The organism is Duganella aceris (assembly GCF_011090165.1).
In the GTDB taxonomy this organism is placed as follows: Bacteria; Pseudomonadota; Gammaproteobacteria; order Burkholderiales; family Burkholderiaceae_D; genus Rugamonas; species Rugamonas aceris.
In genome coordinates this window covers 432,681-451,319 of the sequence record NZ_JAADJT010000005.1, presented here as the reverse complement: position 1 = coordinate 451,319, position 18,639 = coordinate 432,681, and the positions used below count along the sequence as shown (strand labels likewise).

18 protein-coding genes are annotated in these 18,639 nt (G+C 66.0%); 8 read left to right on the top strand and 10 right to left on the bottom strand.

Annotated elements, in window-relative coordinates:
• Positions 1-3: 3 nt before the first annotated feature.
• Positions 4-1,002 (bottom strand): LacI family DNA-binding transcriptional regulator, encoded by a 999-nt coding sequence (locus GW587_RS13745; protein ID WP_166103698.1) that lies wholly within the window; start codon positions 1,000-1,002, stop codon positions 4-6.
• 70 nt (positions 1,003-1,072) lie between these two features.
• Between GW587_RS13745 and GW587_RS13740 the strand changes: the two genes are divergently transcribed.
• Together GW587_RS13740 and GW587_RS13735 are read left to right on the top strand one after the other, a co-directional pair.
• On the top strand, positions 1,073-1,630 hold the full coding sequence (locus tag GW587_RS13740; RefSeq protein WP_166103695.1) for a flavin reductase family protein: 558 nt from the start codon (positions 1,073-1,075) through the stop codon (positions 1,628-1,630).
• A gap of 16 nt (positions 1,631-1,646) precedes the next feature.
• Positions 1,647-2,933, top strand: coding sequence for a cation:proton antiporter (locus tag GW587_RS13735; protein WP_166103692.1), 1,287 nt, complete (start codon positions 1,647-1,649; stop codon positions 2,931-2,933).
• On the opposite strand, the gene GW587_RS13730 is transcribed toward GW587_RS13735, so the two are convergent.
• The 4 genes from GW587_RS13730 to GW587_RS13715 form a co-directional block, all read right to left on the bottom strand.
• Positions 2,930-3,901, bottom strand: a complete 972-nt coding sequence (locus tag GW587_RS13730) for a ribonuclease T2 family protein (protein ID WP_166103689.1) — start codon at positions 3,899-3,901, stop codon at positions 2,930-2,932. The two genes, GW587_RS13735 and GW587_RS13730, sit on opposite strands and share 4 nt — an antisense overlap.
• Positions 3,902-4,134: 233 nt before the next feature.
• On the bottom strand, positions 4,135-4,287 hold the full coding sequence (locus GW587_RS13725) for a hypothetical protein (protein ID WP_166103686.1): 153 nt from the start codon (positions 4,285-4,287) through the stop codon (positions 4,135-4,137).
• Between the two features lies 1 nt (position 4,288).
• Positions 4,289-5,230 (bottom strand): bifunctional Delta(1)-pyrroline-2-carboxylate/Delta(1)-piperideine-2-carboxylate reductase, encoded by a 942-nt coding sequence (gene lhpI / locus GW587_RS13720; protein ID WP_166103683.1) that lies wholly within the window; start codon positions 5,228-5,230, stop codon positions 4,289-4,291.
• Between the two features lie 17 nt (positions 5,231-5,247).
• The gene (locus GW587_RS13715; protein ID WP_207393478.1) at positions 5,248-6,327 is read right to left on the bottom strand and encodes an SGNH/GDSL hydrolase family protein; all 1,080 of its coding nucleotides are present in this window, start codon (positions 6,325-6,327) and stop codon (positions 5,248-5,250) included.
• A gap of 89 nt (positions 6,328-6,416) precedes the next feature.
• On the opposite strand from GW587_RS13715, the gene GW587_RS13710 reads away from it, so the two are divergent.
• Positions 6,417-7,514, top strand: coding sequence for an acyl-CoA dehydrogenase family protein (locus GW587_RS13710; protein ID WP_166103681.1), 1,098 nt, complete (start codon positions 6,417-6,419; stop codon positions 7,512-7,514).
• Here GW587_RS13710 and GW587_RS13705 read toward each other — a convergent pair whose 3' ends face one another.
• From GW587_RS13705 to GW587_RS13685, 5 genes are read right to left on the bottom strand one after another with little or no spacing between them, the layout of a single operon-like run.
• The gene (locus GW587_RS13705) at positions 7,515-9,044 is read right to left on the bottom strand and encodes an MFS transporter (protein ID WP_166103678.1); all 1,530 of its coding nucleotides are present in this window, start codon (positions 9,042-9,044) and stop codon (positions 7,515-7,517) included.
• 1 nt (position 9,045) lies between these two features.
• A complete protein-coding gene (locus GW587_RS13700) occupies positions 9,046-10,230 on the bottom strand; it encodes an HlyD family secretion protein (RefSeq protein ID WP_166103675.1) in 1,185 nt (394 codons plus the stop codon).
• 5 nt (positions 10,231-10,235) lie between these two features.
• Positions 10,236-11,702, bottom strand: coding sequence for an efflux transporter outer membrane subunit (locus GW587_RS13695; RefSeq protein WP_166103672.1), 1,467 nt, complete (start codon positions 11,700-11,702; stop codon positions 10,236-10,238).
• A 50-nt stretch (positions 11,703-11,752) separates the two neighbouring features.
• Positions 11,753-12,205 (bottom strand): MarR family winged helix-turn-helix transcriptional regulator, encoded by a 453-nt coding sequence (locus tag GW587_RS13690; protein WP_166103669.1) that lies wholly within the window; start codon positions 12,203-12,205, stop codon positions 11,753-11,755.
• A 45-nt stretch (positions 12,206-12,250) separates the two neighbouring features.
• On the bottom strand, positions 12,251-13,150 hold the full coding sequence (locus tag GW587_RS13685; RefSeq protein WP_166103667.1) for a LysR family transcriptional regulator: 900 nt from the start codon (positions 13,148-13,150) through the stop codon (positions 12,251-12,253).
• Positions 13,151-13,330: 180 nt separating this feature from the next.
• Here GW587_RS13685 and GW587_RS13680 point away from each other — a divergent pair, with 180 nt between their 5' ends.
• Genes GW587_RS13680 through paoC form a run of 5 tightly spaced genes read left to right on the top strand, consistent with a single transcriptional unit; the run spans position 13,331 to position 18,638 of the window.
• Positions 13,331-13,963, top strand: a complete 633-nt coding sequence (locus GW587_RS13680; RefSeq protein WP_229259444.1) for a carboxymuconolactone decarboxylase family protein — start codon at positions 13,331-13,333, stop codon at positions 13,961-13,963.
• Positions 13,963-14,814 (top strand): aldo/keto reductase, encoded by an 852-nt coding sequence (locus tag GW587_RS13675; RefSeq protein WP_166103830.1) that lies wholly within the window; start codon positions 13,963-13,965, stop codon positions 14,812-14,814. The genes GW587_RS13680 and GW587_RS13675 overlap by 1 nt, the downstream gene beginning before the upstream one ends.
• Before the next feature lie 25 nt (positions 14,815-14,839).
• Positions 14,840-15,487: an aldehyde dehydrogenase iron-sulfur subunit PaoA gene (gene paoA, locus GW587_RS13670; RefSeq protein ID WP_166103664.1), complete on the top strand. Its 648-nt coding sequence runs from the start codon at positions 14,840-14,842 to the stop codon at positions 15,485-15,487.
• Positions 15,484-16,443: an FAD binding domain-containing protein gene (locus tag GW587_RS13665; protein WP_166103661.1), complete on the top strand. Its 960-nt coding sequence runs from the start codon at positions 15,484-15,486 to the stop codon at positions 16,441-16,443. The genes paoA and GW587_RS13665 overlap by 4 nt, the downstream gene beginning before the upstream one ends.
• Entirely contained in the window at positions 16,440-18,638 is a 2,199-nt protein-coding gene (gene paoC / locus GW587_RS13660) for an aldehyde oxidoreductase molybdenum-binding subunit PaoC (RefSeq protein ID WP_166103658.1), read from the top strand. The genes GW587_RS13665 and paoC overlap by 4 nt, the downstream gene beginning before the upstream one ends.
• Position 18,639: the final 1 nt, after the last annotated feature.

Here is an 18,639-nt window from a genome sequence, read left to right as displayed (position 1 = left end):
CGTCTAGCCGGTCAGGCGCGGCACGTAGCGGGTGGCGACCAGCACATGGCCGCCGCCTGAGGCTAGGCCGGCCGGGTCGTTGAGGATGCGGACGATCTGCGCCACGTATTCCTTGCGGTCGGCGCCGATCGACGAAATCGGATAGGCGTCGAACTGAGTCAGCGAGATGTTGTCGAAGCCGTAGAGACGGAAACGCGCCGGCCGGTGATCCGGAAAATGCTGGCGGTGCGCGTCGAGCACGCCCATCGCCATCGCGTCCGAGGTGCAGAACACCGCGCCGGTGGTGTCGACATCGATCTGCCGCGCCAGTTGTCGCCCGCTGGCATAGGAATAATCGCCCGCCAGTTCGGCCAGCAGCTCGATGCCGTGCGCTTGCAGCGCGGCGCGGTAAGACGCCACGCGCGCCTGTTCCACCAGCGACATCATGCGGCCGGTCAGCAGCATCGCGCTGCGCACGCCCTTGGCCGCCGCGTCGGCCACGGCTTCTCCGATCCCTTTCGCCTCGTCCATCGTGACCGATGCCGCGCCGGCGTCGTGATGGCCGTTCAGCATCAGCACTGCGTTATTGCGGAACATGGTGCGCATCGTCGCCGCGTCGGCGAAGTCGGCGAATACCAACGCCGCATCGACGTGATAGGCGACGCCGTCGCGCAAAAAGCGCTCCGCGTCCTCGCCGGCGCCGACGCGGATGAAGATCACCTGCTTGCCGATGGCCTGTATCTCCGTCAGCAGCAGGTCGAACAGATCGAGATCCGACAAGTCATGGATATGGTTAACCAGGATGGCCACCAGGTTGACGCTCTTGTTGGCCAGGCCGCGCGCCAGGGAATTCGGCCGGAAGCCGAGAGTCTCGGCGGCCCGCATCACACGCTCTCGCTTGTCGGCGGACACCGGCCGGGGCTGCGCCGACAAGGCCCGCGACGCGATCGCGCGCGAAACGCCGGCCAGCGCGGCGACGTCGGACAAGGTTGGTTCCGGGGCGGATTTCGGGACAGTGCTCATTGCATGATTATAGACGCACACAGTGCCCTAACCCACAGACGGCACGGACAAAACCTCATACTCTATGGGTATGAAAAAGTATCGTAAACAAGATTTCGACACCGCCGATGTGCGCCGCCTGCTGGAACCGGGGCCGGTGGTGCTGGTCAGCTCCGCCTGGAACGGCAAGACCGACATCATGACCATGGGCTGGCACATGATGATCGGCTTCACGCCCGCGCTGTTCGGCTGCTACATCGATGAAAGCAATCATAGCCATGAGCTGGTCCGGCGCAGCAAGGAGTGCGTGATCAACCTGCCGACCGCAGACCTGCTGGAACAGGTGATCGGCATCGGCAATTGCAGCGGCGCCGACAGCGACAAGTTCGCGCTGTTCGGCCTGACGCCGGAACCGGCCATTGAAGTGCGGGCGCCGCTGATCGCCGAGTGCTACGCCAGCTTCGAATGCAGGCTGGCCGACGCCGAGCCGAATCCGAATGGCTCGCTGTTCGTCTGGCAGATAGTGCGCGCCCATGTCGCCAGGACGCCCAAGCTGCCGAAGACGCTGCACTATCGCGGCGATGGGCAGTTCATGATCTCCGGCCGCGAAATCGACAGCCGCCGACAGTTTCCCAATCAGGCCAAGTAATAAACAAGGAGGCGGTGTGGGTACAAACCAGTGGTTTCTGCTGATCGGCTGCGTGATGCTGGCGCGAGGACTGGCGGCGACCACGATCTCGCGCTCGCCGTTCACGTCGGCAATCGTGTATCTCGGCGTCGGCATCCTGTTCGGCCCGAGCGTCTTGAATGTCTTTGGCTTCGATCCCACCACCCAATCCGCCCTGCTAAAGCTTTTGACCGAAATCGCCTTGCTGATTTCACTCTTCTCGGCCGGGATCAAGATGCCGGTGCCGTTCAAGTTCCGGCGCTGGGATGTGCCGCTGCGGCTGGCGTGGCTGTCGATGTCGCTGACGGTGGGTATGGTGGCGCTGTTCGGCTACTACGTGCTCGACCTGCCGGCCGGCGCCGCCGTGCTGTTGGGCGGCATACTTGCGCCGACCGATCCTGTGCTGGCCACCGACGTACAGGTGCGCCACGCCGGCGACAAGGACCAGCTGCGCTTCACGCTGACCTGCGAAGCCGGCATGAACGACGGCAGCGCCTTCCCCTTTGTGATCCTGGGCCTCGGCATGCTGGGCCTCGGCGACACCGGCGACTATCATCTGCACTGGCTGCTGGTCGATGTGCTGTGGGCCACGGGTGGCGCTGTGCTGGTCGGCGTGGCCGCCGGCGCGGGCCTGGCGCGGCTGGGCTGGAAACTGCGTATTGTCGAACCGCGCCACGAGATCATGGACGACCTGGTCGGCCTCGGCATGATCGCCGTCGTCTACGGCACGGCGAGCCTGATCAAGGCATCCGGCTTCCTGGCGGTGTTCTTCGCCGCAGTCGCGCTGCGCCAGACCGAATTGATCCTGGCTGGCGCCCCCAAGGACCGTCACGGCCTGATGGAGCCGGACACCGCGAAATCCGAAGTGGCCAAGGCCAGCGAGACGCACGAAGCCCCGCTCACCGTCAGCGCCGAGTCGCTGGTGTTCAAGGAACACCTGGAGCGCCTGTCCGAACTGACGCTGGTGCTGGTATTGGGCGGCATGCTGACGCTGAAGGAGATGCCGTGGGAAGCGCTGGCCCTGGCCGCCTTCCTGTTCGTGATCGCGCGGCCGGTCAGCGTCCACCTCGGCCTGATCGGCAGCGACACCAGCATGCGCCTGCGCGGCATGACCGGCTGGTTCGGCGTGCGCGGCATCGGCTCGATCTTCTACCTGGTGTTCGCCATCGAGGCCGGCCTGCCCGCCGACCTCGCGGTCAGGCTGACGAACATCTCGCTGTTCGTCATCATGCTGTCGATCCTGGTGCACGGTTTCAGCGTCAAGCCCTTGATGGACCGACGTTAGTTCGCGCCGGCGCCCTCCACGTACACTTCGTCGGCGCAGCCGATCTCGCGCGACGAAGCCGGCGATGCACTGCCCACCATCGTGGTCAGGTCGCGCTCCGCGCTGAATTCCAGCGGCAGCGAGACGCGGATCTCTTGCAGGTATTTGTGCTGCGTGCAGACCAGCGTGATGCTGCCCGCCACCTTGTCGCCGTAGCGCGCCTTGACGCGGTCGAAGAATTCGCTGACGCGGAACGATTTGCCGACGCTGCCCAGCACGATCTTGCCGACTTCCGAATCGTTGACCACCTTGACCGCCGATACGGCCTTGATGAAGTACTCGTCCGGCGGCAGCGACTGGCATTTGCCATGCTTGTTCCACTCGTACGCGCCGAACGTGCGCTCATAGAAGAAGTTGGGCATCCACGGCGCGACCTTGTCGATGGTCTCCTTGGTCAGCGCGAAAGCTTCGCCGGTGCAGCTGCCGTACTGCGTGCCGCACTCCTTCTTGTTCGGCCACAGGCCGTGCAGGCTCAGGGTCTTGGCCGGCAGCGCGCCTTTGTTCATGGCGTCGCATTCCGGCTTGGTGCCCTTGTAGCTGACGTGCTCGCAGAAGCCCGGCTGCCACGTGATCGCCAGCACATAACTGTCCTGCTTGTTGGCGACGCTGCAAACACCGCCGCCGTCGCGCGGAATGGCGGCCTGCTTGTCTTCCAGCGCCGGCGTGCCGCAGCCGCGCTGCACCCAGCGCAGCGATGGTTGCGCGCCGGGCACTTCCACCCGCACCCAGTCGTAATCGGCTTTATTGATTTCACGCACCACATAAGCCGTGCCCGGCGCGACCTGCACGGCGCCCGGATTGCTGCGCTTGGCAAAGGAGGAGAACGCTTCGCAACTCTTGGTGGCGGTGAAGGTGCCACCGGCGGATTCGCTGGCGCCGCAATCCAGCACGGTAAAGGCAAACAGGACAATTGCTAACTGGCGATGCATGGGGTCTCCTACGGTTTGCCAAATGAAAACATTTTACAACGCTTGACGGCCTAGTCCTACGCGCACGCCTCAAGAACGCTGATAGCGTCTCCTGGAAAGATTGGTTAGGATACAACTCAGCCTTTTTCCCTCCTAGGAGCAAACCATGAAACAGCTACACCTCACCGGCAAGATTGCATGTGCAGTGGTACTGACGGCCGCCGCCGTCGCAGGTTGCAAGGATAAGGACCCGGTTACGCCGCCGACTCCTTCGGTGGAAACGCCAGCCGTGACGCCGGCCCCGACTCCGGCGCCCGATGCCAGCGCGACGCCGCCAGCAGCCACCCCGGCGCCGGATGCTGCGGCACCCGCTCCGGCGCCAGCGCCCGAGCCAGCACCGCCGGCACGTTAAGTTCGCTTCAAGACCAGTTGCGCCGCGATCAGATCGCTCAAGGCGGTGCCGACCGATTTGAACAAAGTGATCTGATCGCGACCGCGCCGGCTGCTTGCAGCGGCGCGGCACAAGTCCTTGAGCTCTCCTGCGATGGCGTCGGCGCGGAACTCGCCTTCCGCGATCGGGATCAGCAACTCGCCAGCTTCACGCAGCACATTGTCGAGGCTATCGACATAGACGGTGCTGTTCGCAACCAGCGCGCTGTCGCACTCGCGACGGTCGGGACTGTGATTGCCCAGCAGATCGACATGGCAGCAGGCGGCGATCCACGCGCCGTGCAGCAGCGGCGTCGCGGAGCCGGTCGCGCTGACGATGATGTCGGCGCTGGCCGCATGCGGCTCGATGTCGTCGACACTAATAAATTCCACCTCCGGATGGCTGGCTTGCAAGCGGGCTTGTAGTGCGCTTGCCTTGGCGCCGTCACGTCCCCACAGCCGGACCCGCTTCAGGCCGCGCACCGAGAGATGGGCGGCGACCAGAAACGGCGCCAGCTTCCCGGTCCCCAACAGCAGCAACTCGGTCGCGTCGGACCGCGACAGATGGCGCGAGGCCAGCGCAGAGACGGCCGCCGTACGCCAGTAGGTGACCGAGGTGCCGTCGACCAGCGCCATCGGCACGCCATGGGCGCGGTCGAACAACAGTATTTTCGAATACAGCGACGCGAAACCGGCCGCCTCGTTTTCCGGGAAATAGGTAAAGGCCTTGAGGCCGATCAGCGTATCGTTCCACGCCGGCAGCAGCGCGAAGCCGTCATGGGAGGACGATGCCGCGCCGCCCAGTTGAAACACCTGACGCGGCGGCATGCCGTAATCGCTGCGGAAGCCCGCTTCCAGCGCATCGATCAGGCTGGGGAAATCCAGCACCGCGTCGACCTGGCCTGCTTCGATGATTTTCATGTGAGCTCCTTTGGCTGTCACCAGTCCAGCTTTTGACGGATGAAGGCGGTCAGCAGGTCCGCATTGGCCTGGTGATGGCGCACGCGCGGGTGCGCGGTGTAGCCGGTGAATTCGAACATCAGCGTGTCGATGCGCTGGTCGTTCTGCTCCTCGCGGATCTGCGCCACAGCGCTACGCACGTAGTCCGGCCACTTGGAACCGGGACGGATCATGTCCATGCTACCGAGCGCGCAGACGATGTAAGCCTTCGGATACAGCGCGCGGATCTTTTGCACGAACCGCTTGTAGGCCTGCACGCGCTGCGCGTCGTCGGGCATCGGCACCAGGCGCTTGTGGTCGTCGATCAGCCAGTGGTCGTTCTGCATCAGGTTGATGACCACCACGTCCGGCGTCCAGCTGCCGAAGTCCCACTTGCTGTCGTTCTTGCCGACCGCACTCAATTGTCCGTAGAAATCCGGCATGGTGAACGGGAACCAGCTGATCATCACGCCGATGCCGCTTTGCGAAATGATATGCGCCTCGGCATCCAGATTGCGCGCCGTGATCGACGCATACGACATGAAATTGTTCTTTTCATTCAGCAGATGATCGGGCTGGCCGTCGGCCGCCTCGTTGCCCATGCCGCTGGTGATCGAATCACCGAAGAACTCGATGCGGCGCTGCTTGCGCGGCGGCGGCGCCAGCAGCTTGCCGCCGTCGGCCAGCTCCAGCCCGAGGAAGGCGGTGGCGCCCTCCTCGCCTTCGGTGCGCTTGGTGATCAGGAAGCGGTGCGGCCCAGGCGCCAGGTCGGATGCCACCGGATAGGTCTTGCCGCCCTTGGCCGCTTCGACAATCACCGGATGCGCCAGGTCGCCGTCGATGAACACGTTGAAAAAGTTTTTGCCCAAGACGTCGTCCAGCTTGATGGCCAGGCTGCCGCCGGTGAAATTTCCCTCGATGCTGGTGCCGGGCCAGGACAGCTGCGGCGCCGCGCGCTCGGTGAAGTCCACCCGGCCGATGTATTGCAACTGGGCGTCGTCGGGCTGGACGGCGGTGGCGGCCAAGGTTTGGCCGGCCCACAGGATGGCGCTCATCACGAGCAGTTTGAAGGTATGCATAGGGCTCTGTCGCAAAAAACGACAACATTACCATCACAACGAAGCGCTGTGCGAAAATGCCGAGCGTTGCCACAGCCGTAAAGCCCAGCATGATCCAGTCCGCCGCCTCTCCCCTGTCCCCGCGCGATGCCCGCCGTATCGAGCGCTATGCCGCCCTGGCCGAGGCGTCGCGCTTCCTGCATCCGGTACAACAAGCCTTGCTGCACCGGCGCGGCTGGCTGAAGATGCTGGCGCCGCGCGCCAGCGGCGGCGCCGAGCTGCCCTTGCCGCAAGTGGTGCGTCTGGAGGAGGCGGTGGCGGGCGTCGACGGCAGCATGGCCTGGGTATTGACGCTGTGCGCCGGCGCCGGCTGGTTCGCCGGCTTCCTGCCGCCGGACCTCGCGCGCGGGATCATCGGCACCCACCGCGTTTGCCTGGGTGGCAGCGGTGCGCCGACCGGCCACGCCGAACAGGACGGCGACGGCTGGCGCATCACCGGCAGCTGGGACTACGCCAGCGGTGCGCCGATGGCGACCCATTTCACCTTGAATGCCGTACTGCGCGCCAATGGTCAGCCGCTGCTCGACGAGCATGGGGCGCCGCGCATCCGCGCCTTCCTGGTGCCGGCGGCGCAGGTACAGATCGTGCCGTCGTGGCGCAGCATCGGCATGCGCGCCAGCGCGTCGCACAGCTACCGTATCGATAATCAATGGGTGGACCAGCGGCACGGCTTCACCATCAGCCCGGCCGCGGCCACCGCCGATGGCCCCCTGTATCGCTATCCGTTTTATTCGCTGGCCTTCGTCACGCTGGCGGCGAACGTCGCGGGCATGGCCGGCCACTTCCTGCGCCTGGCGCCGCCGTGCATGGGCCGCCGCCGGCATGCGGTCAAAAACCTGCCGTTGCTGGACGTGCCCGAAGTCGCCGCGCTGCTGCGCGACAAGGAAGAGGCGCTGGCCACGGCCCGCGCACATTTCTACGCCGAGCTGGATCGCAGCTGGACGCTGGTGGCGTCCGGCACGCGGTTGGCGCCGGACGATGCGCTGTCGGTGCAGACCGCCTCGTTGGCGCTGGTGGCAGCGTCGCGCGCGGCGGTCGATGAGCTCTATCCCTACTGCGGCCTGTACGCCGCGCACGAGGACAGCACCATCAACCGGGTCTGGCGCGACTTCCACACCGCCAGCCAGCACACGCTGCTGTTGCCGTGATCACTTGAGCACACGCTGCGCCAGCATCGTCACCGCGCCGATCAAGGAAAGGACCAGAAGGAACGCGAAGTAATCCAGGCTGGCCAGCAAGGTCGCCTGCTGGATCAACTGCTGCGCCAGCTGGCCGACCGCTAGTTGCGCCGCTTGGGCGCCGTGGCTGGCGCTTAGTGCCGAAGTCAGCTCCCCGGCCGCTTCGGCGAAGGCGGTGTCGCCGGGGCTGAAACGCGCCGTCAACGCCGTGTAATGCTCGCCGCTGCGCCATTGCAGGCTCAAGGCCGCGCCAGCGACGCCGGCGGCGATCCCGAACTGCGACATCATGTTTTTCAGCTGCTGGCCGTGGCTGAACGCCTGCGCATCGGCCTGCAAGCCGGTGAAGGCTTGCAGGGCGGTGGTCGCCATGACCAGGATGATGAAGGCGCCATAGCCGGCGACGGCGGGAAACACGTCGCGCCACAAGTCGGCGTCGCCGTTGAGGCGCGTCAGCAGGCCGCCGCAAGCCGCCAGCAGCACGAAGCCGGCCACGTAGAATTTTTTCGGGGACGGATCCTTCGGCATGATGCTGGCCATGGTCCAGAACGCGACCAACGCCGCCAGCAGGCCGGCGCCCTGCACCATGCCCGCCACCTGCCAGCTGAAGCCAAGCGCGCGCTGGGTCAGCACCGGCAACATATAGTTGTTCGCGCCCAGCACCATGTAGCACAGCGTGAACAGCGCCAGTCCGGACAGGTAGCGCGGCTGGCCCAGCCGCGCCAGCACCAGCAGCGGATGCGCTTGCCGGCGTTGGTGGTAAACGAAGTACCACAGCAAGGCGCTGCCGGCGGCGAAGGTGGCCAGCAGCGGCAGCGCGTCGTGGTAGAAATCGTAGGTCGCGCGCTGCAGCGCGTACAAGGTCAGGAAGCAGCCGCCGACCAGAGCCAGCATCGCCAGCGGATGGCCGCCGGAGCGCTGATCGCGCGGCGCGCGCTCGGTGGGCAGGCACAGCGTGGCGAAGCCGGCGGCGGTCACGGCGGCGACGCCGAGGATGCCGAAGATCATGCGCCACTGGTCGCGTGTGACCATTTCCCCCGCCAGCCACGGCGCCAGCGCATTGCCGAGCGCCAGCGCGGTGGCGAATACCTTGATGCCGAGGAAGCGGCGCGGCGTCGGCGGCATCAGCGTGATCAGCACACGGGCGCTGGTCATGAAGGCCGCGCCGCCCAGGCCCATCACCGCGCGGCCGAACAGGAACTGGCCGAAGCCGTCGCTGCCGCCGCAGATCGCGGCGCCGGCGACGAACACCGCCACCGACGCCAGGATGAAGCCGCGCCAGCCCATGCGCTCCACCAGCCAGCGCTGTTGCGAAATGGTCGCCACCGCCACCACGGCGTACACCACCGTGGCCAGCGTGAACTCCTCCGGCGACGCGCCGATATGCCCCATGATCGGACCGGCGCCGAAGGCGATCATGCCGGCGTGCAGGAACTCGATACCGTTGAGCAGGAAGATCGTGGCCAGCAGCGTCTTCTCGCGCGGGTGCTTGGGCGACACCATGTCAGTCCGCCTTGACCAGACGCTGCGAGCCGAGATTGGCGGCGATCACCTTCTGCACCAGCTGATCGGCCTGTTCCAGTTCGGCGGCGAACACGGTGGTCTCGTAGTGTGGGCGCTCGGCGACGGAGTTCATCGCCAGCGCGCCGCTGCGGTCGGCGGTGTCGACCGAGACACGCATCGACAGCCCGACCTTGAGCGGATGCGCCGCCAGCTCCTTCGGATCGAGCGCGATGCGCACCGGCACCCGCTGCACCACCTTGATCCAGTTGCCGGTAGCGTTCTGCGCCGGCAGCAAGGCGAAAGCGCTGCCGGTGCCGGCGTCGGTGCCGATCACGCGGCCGCGGTAGCGCACTTCCTTGCCGTACAGGTCGGCGTGCAGCTCGACCGGCTGGCCGATGCGGATCTCGCCCAGCTGCGATTCCTTGAAATTGGCGTTGACCCACATCTGCTCCGGCGGCACGATGGACATCAGCGCGGTGCCGGCGTTGACGCGCTGGCCCAGCTGCACGCTGCGCTTGGTGACCAGTCCGCTGACCGGCGCGCGCAGCGTGGTGCGCGACGCGGCCACGTAGGCGTCGCGCAGTTGCGAGATCGCGGCCAGCACGTCCGGATGTTCGGCGATGCTGGTCTGGTCGGTCAGCGCGCTGGCGCCGATCGCCTGTTGCTCGGCCACGGTCAGCGCGGCGCGGGCGGTGCGCACCGCATCCTCGGCGTGGCTGATGTCCTCGCCCGACACCGCGCCGCTGCCGGCCAGTTGATTGCGGCGCGCCAGGTCCGCCTCCGCGCGCGCCAGGTCGGCAGCGCGCAAGGTGATATTGGCCTTGCCCTGGCTGGCGTTGGCGAACTGCGAGCGTACCTGCCGCACCGCCTTCGACAACTGCGCCTCGGCCCTCGCCAGCGCCAGCTGCGCGTCGACCGGGTTGAGCCGCACCAGCACCTGGCCGGCCTTGACGTAGTCGGTGTTGTCGGCGCCGATGGCGGTGACGCTGCCGTTCAGTTGCGGCGTCACCTGCACCACGTTGCCGTCGACGTAGGCGTCCTCGGTGTGCTGGCGGCCATCCGGGGCCAGCATCAGCCAGGCGGCGACGGCCGCGCCGCTCAGCAGCACGGCGGCGCCGATGTTTTTTGCGCTCAATGCGCGCGCGGCCGGCTTGGTTTCCGCCGGAGTTGGAGTGGTCTGGGTCATGGCGTTCACCGGGAAGAGAAGGTTGATTCGGGCTGGTAGCCGCCGCCGAGGGCGCGCACCAGTTGCATGTCGAGGTCGAAGGCGCGGGTGTCGAGTTCGATCTGGGCGCGCTGCTGGGCCAGCACTTGCAGCTCGGCCGACAGCACCTGCAGATAATTACCGAGGCCGCCGCTGTAGCGCTGCGCCGCCAGGTCATAGGCTTGCTGCGCGGTGGCGGTGGCCTCGGCCTGCAAGACACTGCGCTGTTGCAGCCACTGGATCGACACCAGCTGGCTGACCACGTCGCGCACCGCTTCGGTCAAGGCCAGGTTGTAGCCTTCGACCGCGACGTCGTAGTCGGCGTTGCGCAACGCCAGATTGCTGCGCAGCCGGCCGCCGTCGAAGATCGGCAGGCTCAGGTTGGAACCGGCGCTGGCGATGGCGCTGCCGGCGTTGAGGAACTGGCCGAAGCCCAGCGTCTGCAAACCGACCAGCGCGGTCAGGTTGAAGCTAGGATAGAACTGCGCCTTGGCGACGCCGATGTCGCTGCGCAGTGCTTCGACGCGCCAGCGTTGCGCCACCACATCGGGACGGCGGGCGATGAGTTCGCTCGACAAGGTGCTCGGCAGCTCGGCCGGACGCACGCTTTGCAATTGCGGGCGGGTGATCGTCGCGCCGCGATCGGGGCCGGCGCCGGTCAGCGCCGCCAGCTGGGTCTGCGCCAGCTGGATCGCTTCGCCAAGCGCCGCGATCTCGCCCTTGGCGACCGGGATGCCCAGTTCGGATTGCTTCAGCTCCGCCTCGGAATCCAGTTTGGCCGCCAGCCGTTTGCGCGTCAGGGACAGGATCTCCTGGCGCTGGCGCAGCACCGACACCGCCAGCTCGCGCTGCGCATGCAGTTGCGACAGTTTCAGATAGGACTGCGTCAACGCCACCATCAACACCAGCCGCGCGGCTTCCGCATCGACCTCCGCGGCGAGGCGGCGGCCCAGCGCCGCGTCCACTGCGGCCTGGTTCTTGCCCCAGAAGTCCAGTTCATACGAAAAATTCAGCGACGCCTCGTTGCTCCAGTTCCAGCTGCCGGCCAGCGGCTTGGGAACGTTGCTGTGCTCGCTGAAGCGCTGGCGGTTGCTGCGCGCGCCGCCGTTGACCTGCGGCGACAGCGCCGACTCGGCCAGTCCCTCGACCGCCGCCGCCTGGCGCACGCGGGCGGCGGCGATGCGCATGGTCGGGCTGGCGGCCAACGCTTCGGCCGCCAGCTGGTTCAGTTGCGCGTCGCCGTAGCGGCGCCACCAGTCGTGCGCCGGCCAAGCGGCCGGAGTCACGGCGACATCGGCCAGCGTTGCCGACGCGGACAGCCTGGCGCCGTCCTGCAAAGCCGCCGACGGGCGCAGGCCGCCGTCGCTGGCGCAGCCGGACAACAGCGCCAGCGTCGCGGCCATTGCCGTGGCCAGCGCCGTGGTGCGGGCGAATCGGGTGGTGATTTTTGTCATGGTGGACCTCGGAAATACTCCTGCCTAGGCAGGCATTTAGCTAAAAAAAATCAGGGGGACGAGCCGTCGATAATACGTCGCAAATATCCTTGCAGTTGCAGCGCCTCCTCCTCGCTGAAGCCTTGCAGCGAACGGGCGTGCACGGTGCGCGCGGCCTGCATCACACGTGGATACAGCGCCGTGCCTTCGTCGGTCAGTTCGAGGATCTGGCTGCGGCGATCCTCGGCGCAGCGCACGCGGCGGATGATGCCCTTCTCCTCCACCCGGTCCAGCAGGCGCTTCATGGCGCCGCTGTCGTAGCCGAGGAAGGCGGAAAACTCGGTCAGCGTGCGGGCGCGCTTGTGGGCGATGCCGACCACCACCAGGAACTGGGCGGCCGTCAGGTTCAAGGGCGCCATCTCGTTTTCCATGTCGGCCAGGAAGGTGTTGCGCGCCTGAACCAGCAGGAAGCCGAGGCCGCCACCAAACATTTTATTCCATTCCAGGGAGGGGTCAAATTTCATGATCAGGCCCTATGTAAAATTTAGCTGCTTAGGCAGGCAAATCCATTATACACAGTTTTCGTGGCGCAGTGCGTCCACCATCAAAGTGAAGGCGGACGACGGGTGGCGCCGGCTCGGATAGTAGAGATGGTAGCCGCTGGTGGCGGGACACCAATCGTCGAGCACGGCCACCAGCCGGCCGGCCTCGATATGGGGGCGCACCTGATCCTCGGGCATGAAGGCGAGGCCCAACCCGTCCAGCGCCGATTGCAAGCGCAGCGCGAGGTTGTTGAACACCATCTGCCCGTCCACCCTGACCTTGACGTCCTTGCCGTCTTTGGCGAACTCCCATATGTAGAAGCCGCCGTGGGTGGGCAAGCGCATGTTGATGCAATTATGCTGCGTCAGCTCCTGCGGCATCGCCGGTACGGGATGGCGCGCGAAATATGCCGGCGAAGCCACCACCAGCCAGCGCAAGTCGGGGCTGATGCGTACCGCGATCATGTCCTTGGCCACCTGGTCGCCCAGGCGCACGCCGGCATCGTAGCGGTCGGCCACGATATCGGTCATGCGGTTTTCGGCGATGATTTCCACCTTGATGTCAGGATATTGCGGCAGCAGGCCCAGCAGCGCCGGTTGCAGCACCGTCAACGCGGAGTGCTCGCCGGCGCTGATGCGTATGGTGCCGGCCGGTTTCAGACGGCGCTCGCTCAACATCGCCAGTTCGGCATCGATCTCTTCAAAGCGCGGCGCCACCGTGCGCAGCATCTGCTCCCCCGCTTCGGTCGGCGAGACGCTGCGCGTGGTACGCAGCAACAATCGCATGTCCAGCCGTTGCTCCAGGGTGCGGATGGTTTGGCTGAGCGCCGACTGTGAGACACCCAGCTTCGCCGCGGCCTTGGTGAAGCTGCCCTCTTTCGCCACCGCGATGAAAGCGAGGATCTCGTTATAGTTCGATGGTTGCATTGATTAGTTCCGCTAATAAGTCCATGCCGACTTTACCATCTATTCGCACGATTGAGCAGCCGGTACATTAGGCAGCTACCGAAGGAGCCATACATGAATCAATCTCTATTCATGGCGGGGGTGCTGATGCTGGCCAGCGCAACGCCCCACGCCGCCGAACCGATCAAGGAAAAGTCATCCATGCAAGCCGAACACACACTGTCCGCCAGCCGCCTGGCGATCGCTCCCATCGGCGCCTTCGCGGCGACCGGCAATCTGCCCGCGCTGCATGCCGCGCTGGACCAGGGCCTCGACGCCGGGTTGAGCGTCGGCGACTGCAAGGAAATCCTGGTGCAGCTCTACGCCTACGCAGGCTTTCCACGCAGCCTGAACGCGCTGGGCGAATTGATGAAAGTGCTGGAGGAACGCAAGGGACGCGGCATCGCCGATGCACCGGGCAGCCTCCCCGGCCCGGTTCCGTCCGGCGACGCCATGTTCGCGCTGGGCACGGCCAACCAGACCAAACTGGTTGGTGCGCCGGTCAAAGGCCCGGTGTTCGAGTTCGCGCCGGCGATCGACCAGTTCCTCAAGACCCATTTGTTCGGCGATATTTTCAGCCGCGACAATCTCGACTGGCAAAGCCGCGAACTGGCGACGGTCGCCGCGCTGGCGGCGATGAGCGGGACCGAGCCGCAACTGCTATCGCACCTGCGGGTCAGCCTGAATGTCGGCCTCACTCCGCAGCAGCTCAAGCAATTCATACAAGTGTTGGCGCTGAAGGTGGACGTGGGCGCGTCCCAACGCGCGCAGGCCGCGCTGGAGAAAGCGTCATGATGGAATACGTCACGCTGAACAACGGTCTGAAGATGCCGCTGCTGGGCTTTGGCGTGTTCCAGATTCCCGACCCCGCCGAATGCAAGCGTTGCGTGATCGACGCGATTACTTCGGGCTACCGCCTGCTCGATACGGCGACCTCGTACCTCAACGAGACGGCGGTCGGCGCCGGCATGCGCCACAGCGGCGTCGCCCGTGAGGAGCTGTTCGTCACCAGCAAGCTGTGGGTGCAGGACACCGGCTACGAGAAAACCAAACTGGCCATCGACAAATCGCTGCAGCGACTGCAATGTGATTATCTGGATATGTACCTGATCCACCAGCCATTTGGTGACGTGTACGGATCCTGGCGCGCGATGGAGGAAGCCTATCGCGGCGGCAAGCTGCGCGCCATCGGCGTCAGCAATTTTCACACCGACCGGTTGATGGATCTGATCGCGTTCAACGAGGTGACCCCGGCGGTCAATCAGGTCGAGGTCAATCCGTTTCACCAACAAGACGACGCCGCAGTCTTCATGCAGGCGAACGGCGTTCGGGCGGAGGCATGGGCGCCTTTCGCCGAGGGCAAGAACAATCTGTTCCACAACACGCTGCTGGAGGGCATCGCGTCCAAACATGGCAAATCGATAGGCCAAGTGGTGCTGCGCTGGCTGCTGCAGCGAAGGATAGTCTCGCTGGCCAAGACCACCCGTCGCGAACGCATGGCGGAAAACCTCGACATTTTCGACTTCGAGCTTGACCACGCCGACATGGCAGCCATCGCCACGCTTGAAACCGGCGCCAGCAGCTTCTTTTCTCATCGCGATCCGGCCATCGTCAAGTGGATGAAGGAACGAAAGCTTGATCTATGACTCATCACTTAAAGGAAGCGACACCATGAATGAAGCATGCGACATCAAGATGACCCGGCGCGCGATGTTAAAGGCCGGCGCCCTGTCGGCCGGCGCCGCCGCCGTGCCGTCGCTGGCGGCGACGCAACCGAGCAGCGGCGCCGTCGTCGCCGGCGTGCCGGTGATGAACAAGGTATCGCTCACCGTGAACGGCGCCAGACACCAGCTGGAGCTCGATACCCGCACCACGCTGCTCGACCTGTTGCGCGAACATCTGCACCTGACCGGCACCAAGAAAGGCTGCGACCACGGCCAATGCGGCGCCTGCACCATCATGCTTGACGGTCGCCGCATCAATTCCTGCCTGACCCTGGCCGTCATGCACGACGGCGCCGCGATCACCACCATCGAAGGTCTGGGAACGCCGCAAAAGCTGCATCCGATGCAGGCCGCCTTCATCAAGCACGACGGCTACCAGTGCGGCTACTGCACGCCCGGCCAGATCTGCTCCGCCATCGCGGTGCTGGACGAAATCAGACAAGACATACCCAGCCATGTCACCCACAACCTCACCGAGCGCCCGCTGCTGAGCGTCGAGGAAATCCGCGAACGCATGAGCGGCAATATCTGCCGCTGCGGCGCCTACTCCAACATCGTCGACGCCATCGCCGACGTGGCCGGAGGCGCGGCATGAGAACCTTCTCCTACGAGCGCGCCGCCTCGCCCGCCGAAGCGGCTGCGGCGGCGCAGCGTACGCCCGGCGCGCGCTTCATCGCCGGCGGCACCAATCTGCTGGACCTGATGAAGCTGGAGATCGAGACGCCGCTGCATCTGATCGACGTCAACGGCCTGGCCCTGGACCGGATTGACCCGCTGCCCGGCGGCGGCCTGCGGATCGGCGCTTTGGTGCGCAATACCGATCTGGCGGCGGACCAGCGCGTACGGCGCGACTACGGCGTGCTGTCGCGCGCATTGTTGGCCGGCGCCTCTGCGCAGTTGCGCAACAAGGCCACCACCGCCGGCAATCTGCTGCAACGTACGCGCTGCGCCTACTTCTACGACACCAACCAGCCGTGCAACAAGCGCGTGCCCGGCAGCGGATGTTCCGCCATCGGCGGATTCAGCCGTCAGCACGCGGTCATCGGCACCAGCGGCGCCTGCATCGCCACCCATCCGAGCGACATGGCGGTGGCCATGCGCCTGCTCGACGCCGGCGTGGAGACGGTGCGGGCCGGCGGCGCCACCCGCGTCATCCCGATCGCGGACTTCCATCGCCTTCCCGGCGATACGCCGCATCTCGACTCGGTGCTGGAGGCGGGCGAGTTGATCACCGCCGTGACCTTGCCGGCGCCGTTGGGCGGCGTGCATTCGTACCGCAAGGTACGCGACCGCGCCTCGTACGCCTTCGCGCTGATTTCGGTGGCGGCGGTGATCCAGAAAGACGGTGGCGGCCGGCTCGCGTTGGGCGGCGTCGCGCACAAGCCGTGGCGTATCGAGGCGGCCGAGTCCAGATTGCCGTCGGGCGCCAAGGCGGTAATGGATCAACTGTTGGCCGGCGCACAGCCGACCGACGAAAATGCATTCAAGATCACCCTGGCCGAGCGCACCCTGGCGGCAATCCTGGCGGACCATGAAAGAAGCAAACGATGAAATTCGACACTCCCGCAATCCGCAACCCCATCGACCGCTTGAAGGTCGTGGGCAAGGCCACCACGCGGATCGACGGTCCGCTCAAGACCAGCGGCGCCGCGCCCTACGCCTACGAGCAGCATGACGCCGCCCCCGGCGCCACATACGGCTACATCGTCGGCGCCGCGATAGCCAAGGGGCGCATCGCGTCGATCGATGTCGCGCCGGCCCGGTCCGCGCCGGGCGTACTCGGCGTGATCACCGCGCAGAACGCCGGCACGTTGGGCGTCGGCGCATTCTATGTGGCCAAGGCCCTGGCCGGGCCGGAAGTGGATCACTACCACCAGGCGGTGGCGATCGTCGTGGCCGAAACGTTCGAGCAGGCGCGCGCGGCGGCGCAACTGGTGCGGGTACGCTACGCCCCGGCCAAGGGCGCGTTCGATCTCGCCGCCGCCAGCCGTCTGGCGCCGGTCAAGCCGTCGAAACCGAATCCGGCGCTGGCTTCATCCATCGGCGATTTCGACGCGGCGTTCGCCAAGGCGGCGGTCACCCTCGACGCCGCGTACACCACGCCGGACCACTCCCACGCGATGATGGAGCCGCACGCCACCATCGCGGCGTGGGACGGCGACAAGCTGACCTTGTGGAGCGCCATACAGATCGTCGGCTGGGGTCTGCGCGACATCGCCAAGATCCTCGGCGTGCCGAAAGAAAATGTGCGTATCGTCGCGCCGTACATCGGCGGCGGCTTCGGCGGCAAGGGATCGATCCTGAGCGACGCCGTGCTGGCCGCCGTCGCGGCAAAGCAGCTGGGCCGGCCGGTCAAGGTGACGTTGCAGCGGTCGCTGATGTTCAATAACACGACCCATCGCGCAGCGACCATGCAGCGGATCCGCATCGGCGCCGGCAAGGATGGCCGCATCACCGCGATTGGCCACGAAAGCTGGTCGGGCAATCTGGGCGAGCGGCCCGAGACCGCGACCGCGCCGACCCGGCTGCTGTACGCCGGCGCGCATCGCATGACGCGGCTGAAGGTAGCGCACCTCGACCTGCCAGAAGCCAGCGCCATGCGCGCGCCGGGCGAGACGCCGGGCATGATGGCGCTGGAAATCGCGATGGATGAAATGGCGGAGAAACTTCAGCTCGATCCGGTGGCGTTCCGCATCCTGAACGACACCCAGGTCGATCCGGAAGCGCCGCACAAACCCTACTCGCGACGCCAATTGGTCGAGTGCCTGCGCACCGGCGCGGAACGCTTCGGCTGGGAACAGCGCCCGGCGCGTCCGGGCACCCGGCGTGACGGACGCTGGCTGATCGGCATCGGCGTCGCCTCGGCCATCCGTGGCGCGCCGGTAATCAAATCGGCCGCCCGGGTGACGCTGGACCGCAAGGGGGTGGTCACGGTGGAAACCGACATGACCGACATCGGCACCGGCAGCTACACCATCCTGGCACAGACGGCGGCCGAAATGCTGGGCGTCGGCCTGGACCAGGTGGTGGTGCGGCTCGGCGATTCGCGCTTCCCTGAAGGCGCCGGCTCCGGCGGACAGTTCGGCGCCGCCTCCTCGACCGCTGGCGTCTACGCCGCCTGCGTCAAACTGCGGGCGATGGTCGCAGAGCGCCTGCGGCTGGTCGGCGCCGACATCGAGTTCGCGGATGGACGGGTGCGGACCGGCGGCAACAGCCGGCCGCTGACCGACGCGGTCGCGGCCGGAGAACTGAGCGCCGAAGACGCGATGGAATATGGCGATCTGGCGCAACGCTATGCGCAGCAAACCTTCGCCGCGCATTTCGTCGAGGTCGGCGTCGACGCGGCCACCGGCGAGATCCGTTTGCGCCGCATGCTGGCGGTCTGCGCCGCCGGGCGCATCATCAATCCGATGGCGGCGCGCAGCCAGATCATCGGCGGCATGACCATGGGCGCGGGCGCCGCGTTGATGGAGGAACTGGTGGTGGACAAGCGCCGGGGCTTCTTCGTCAACCACGATCTGGCTGGATACGAAGTGCCGGTGCATGCGGACATCCCGCACCAGGAGGTGATTTTCCTGGACGAGGTGGATCCGACCGTCGGACCGTTGAAAGCCAAGGGCGTCGGCGAATTGGGCATCAGCGGCGTGCCCGCCGCCATCGCCAACGCCGTGTACAACGCGACCGGGATCCGGGTGCGGGACTACCCGGTCACGCTGGACAAGCTACTGCACAAACTGCCGGCCTGAC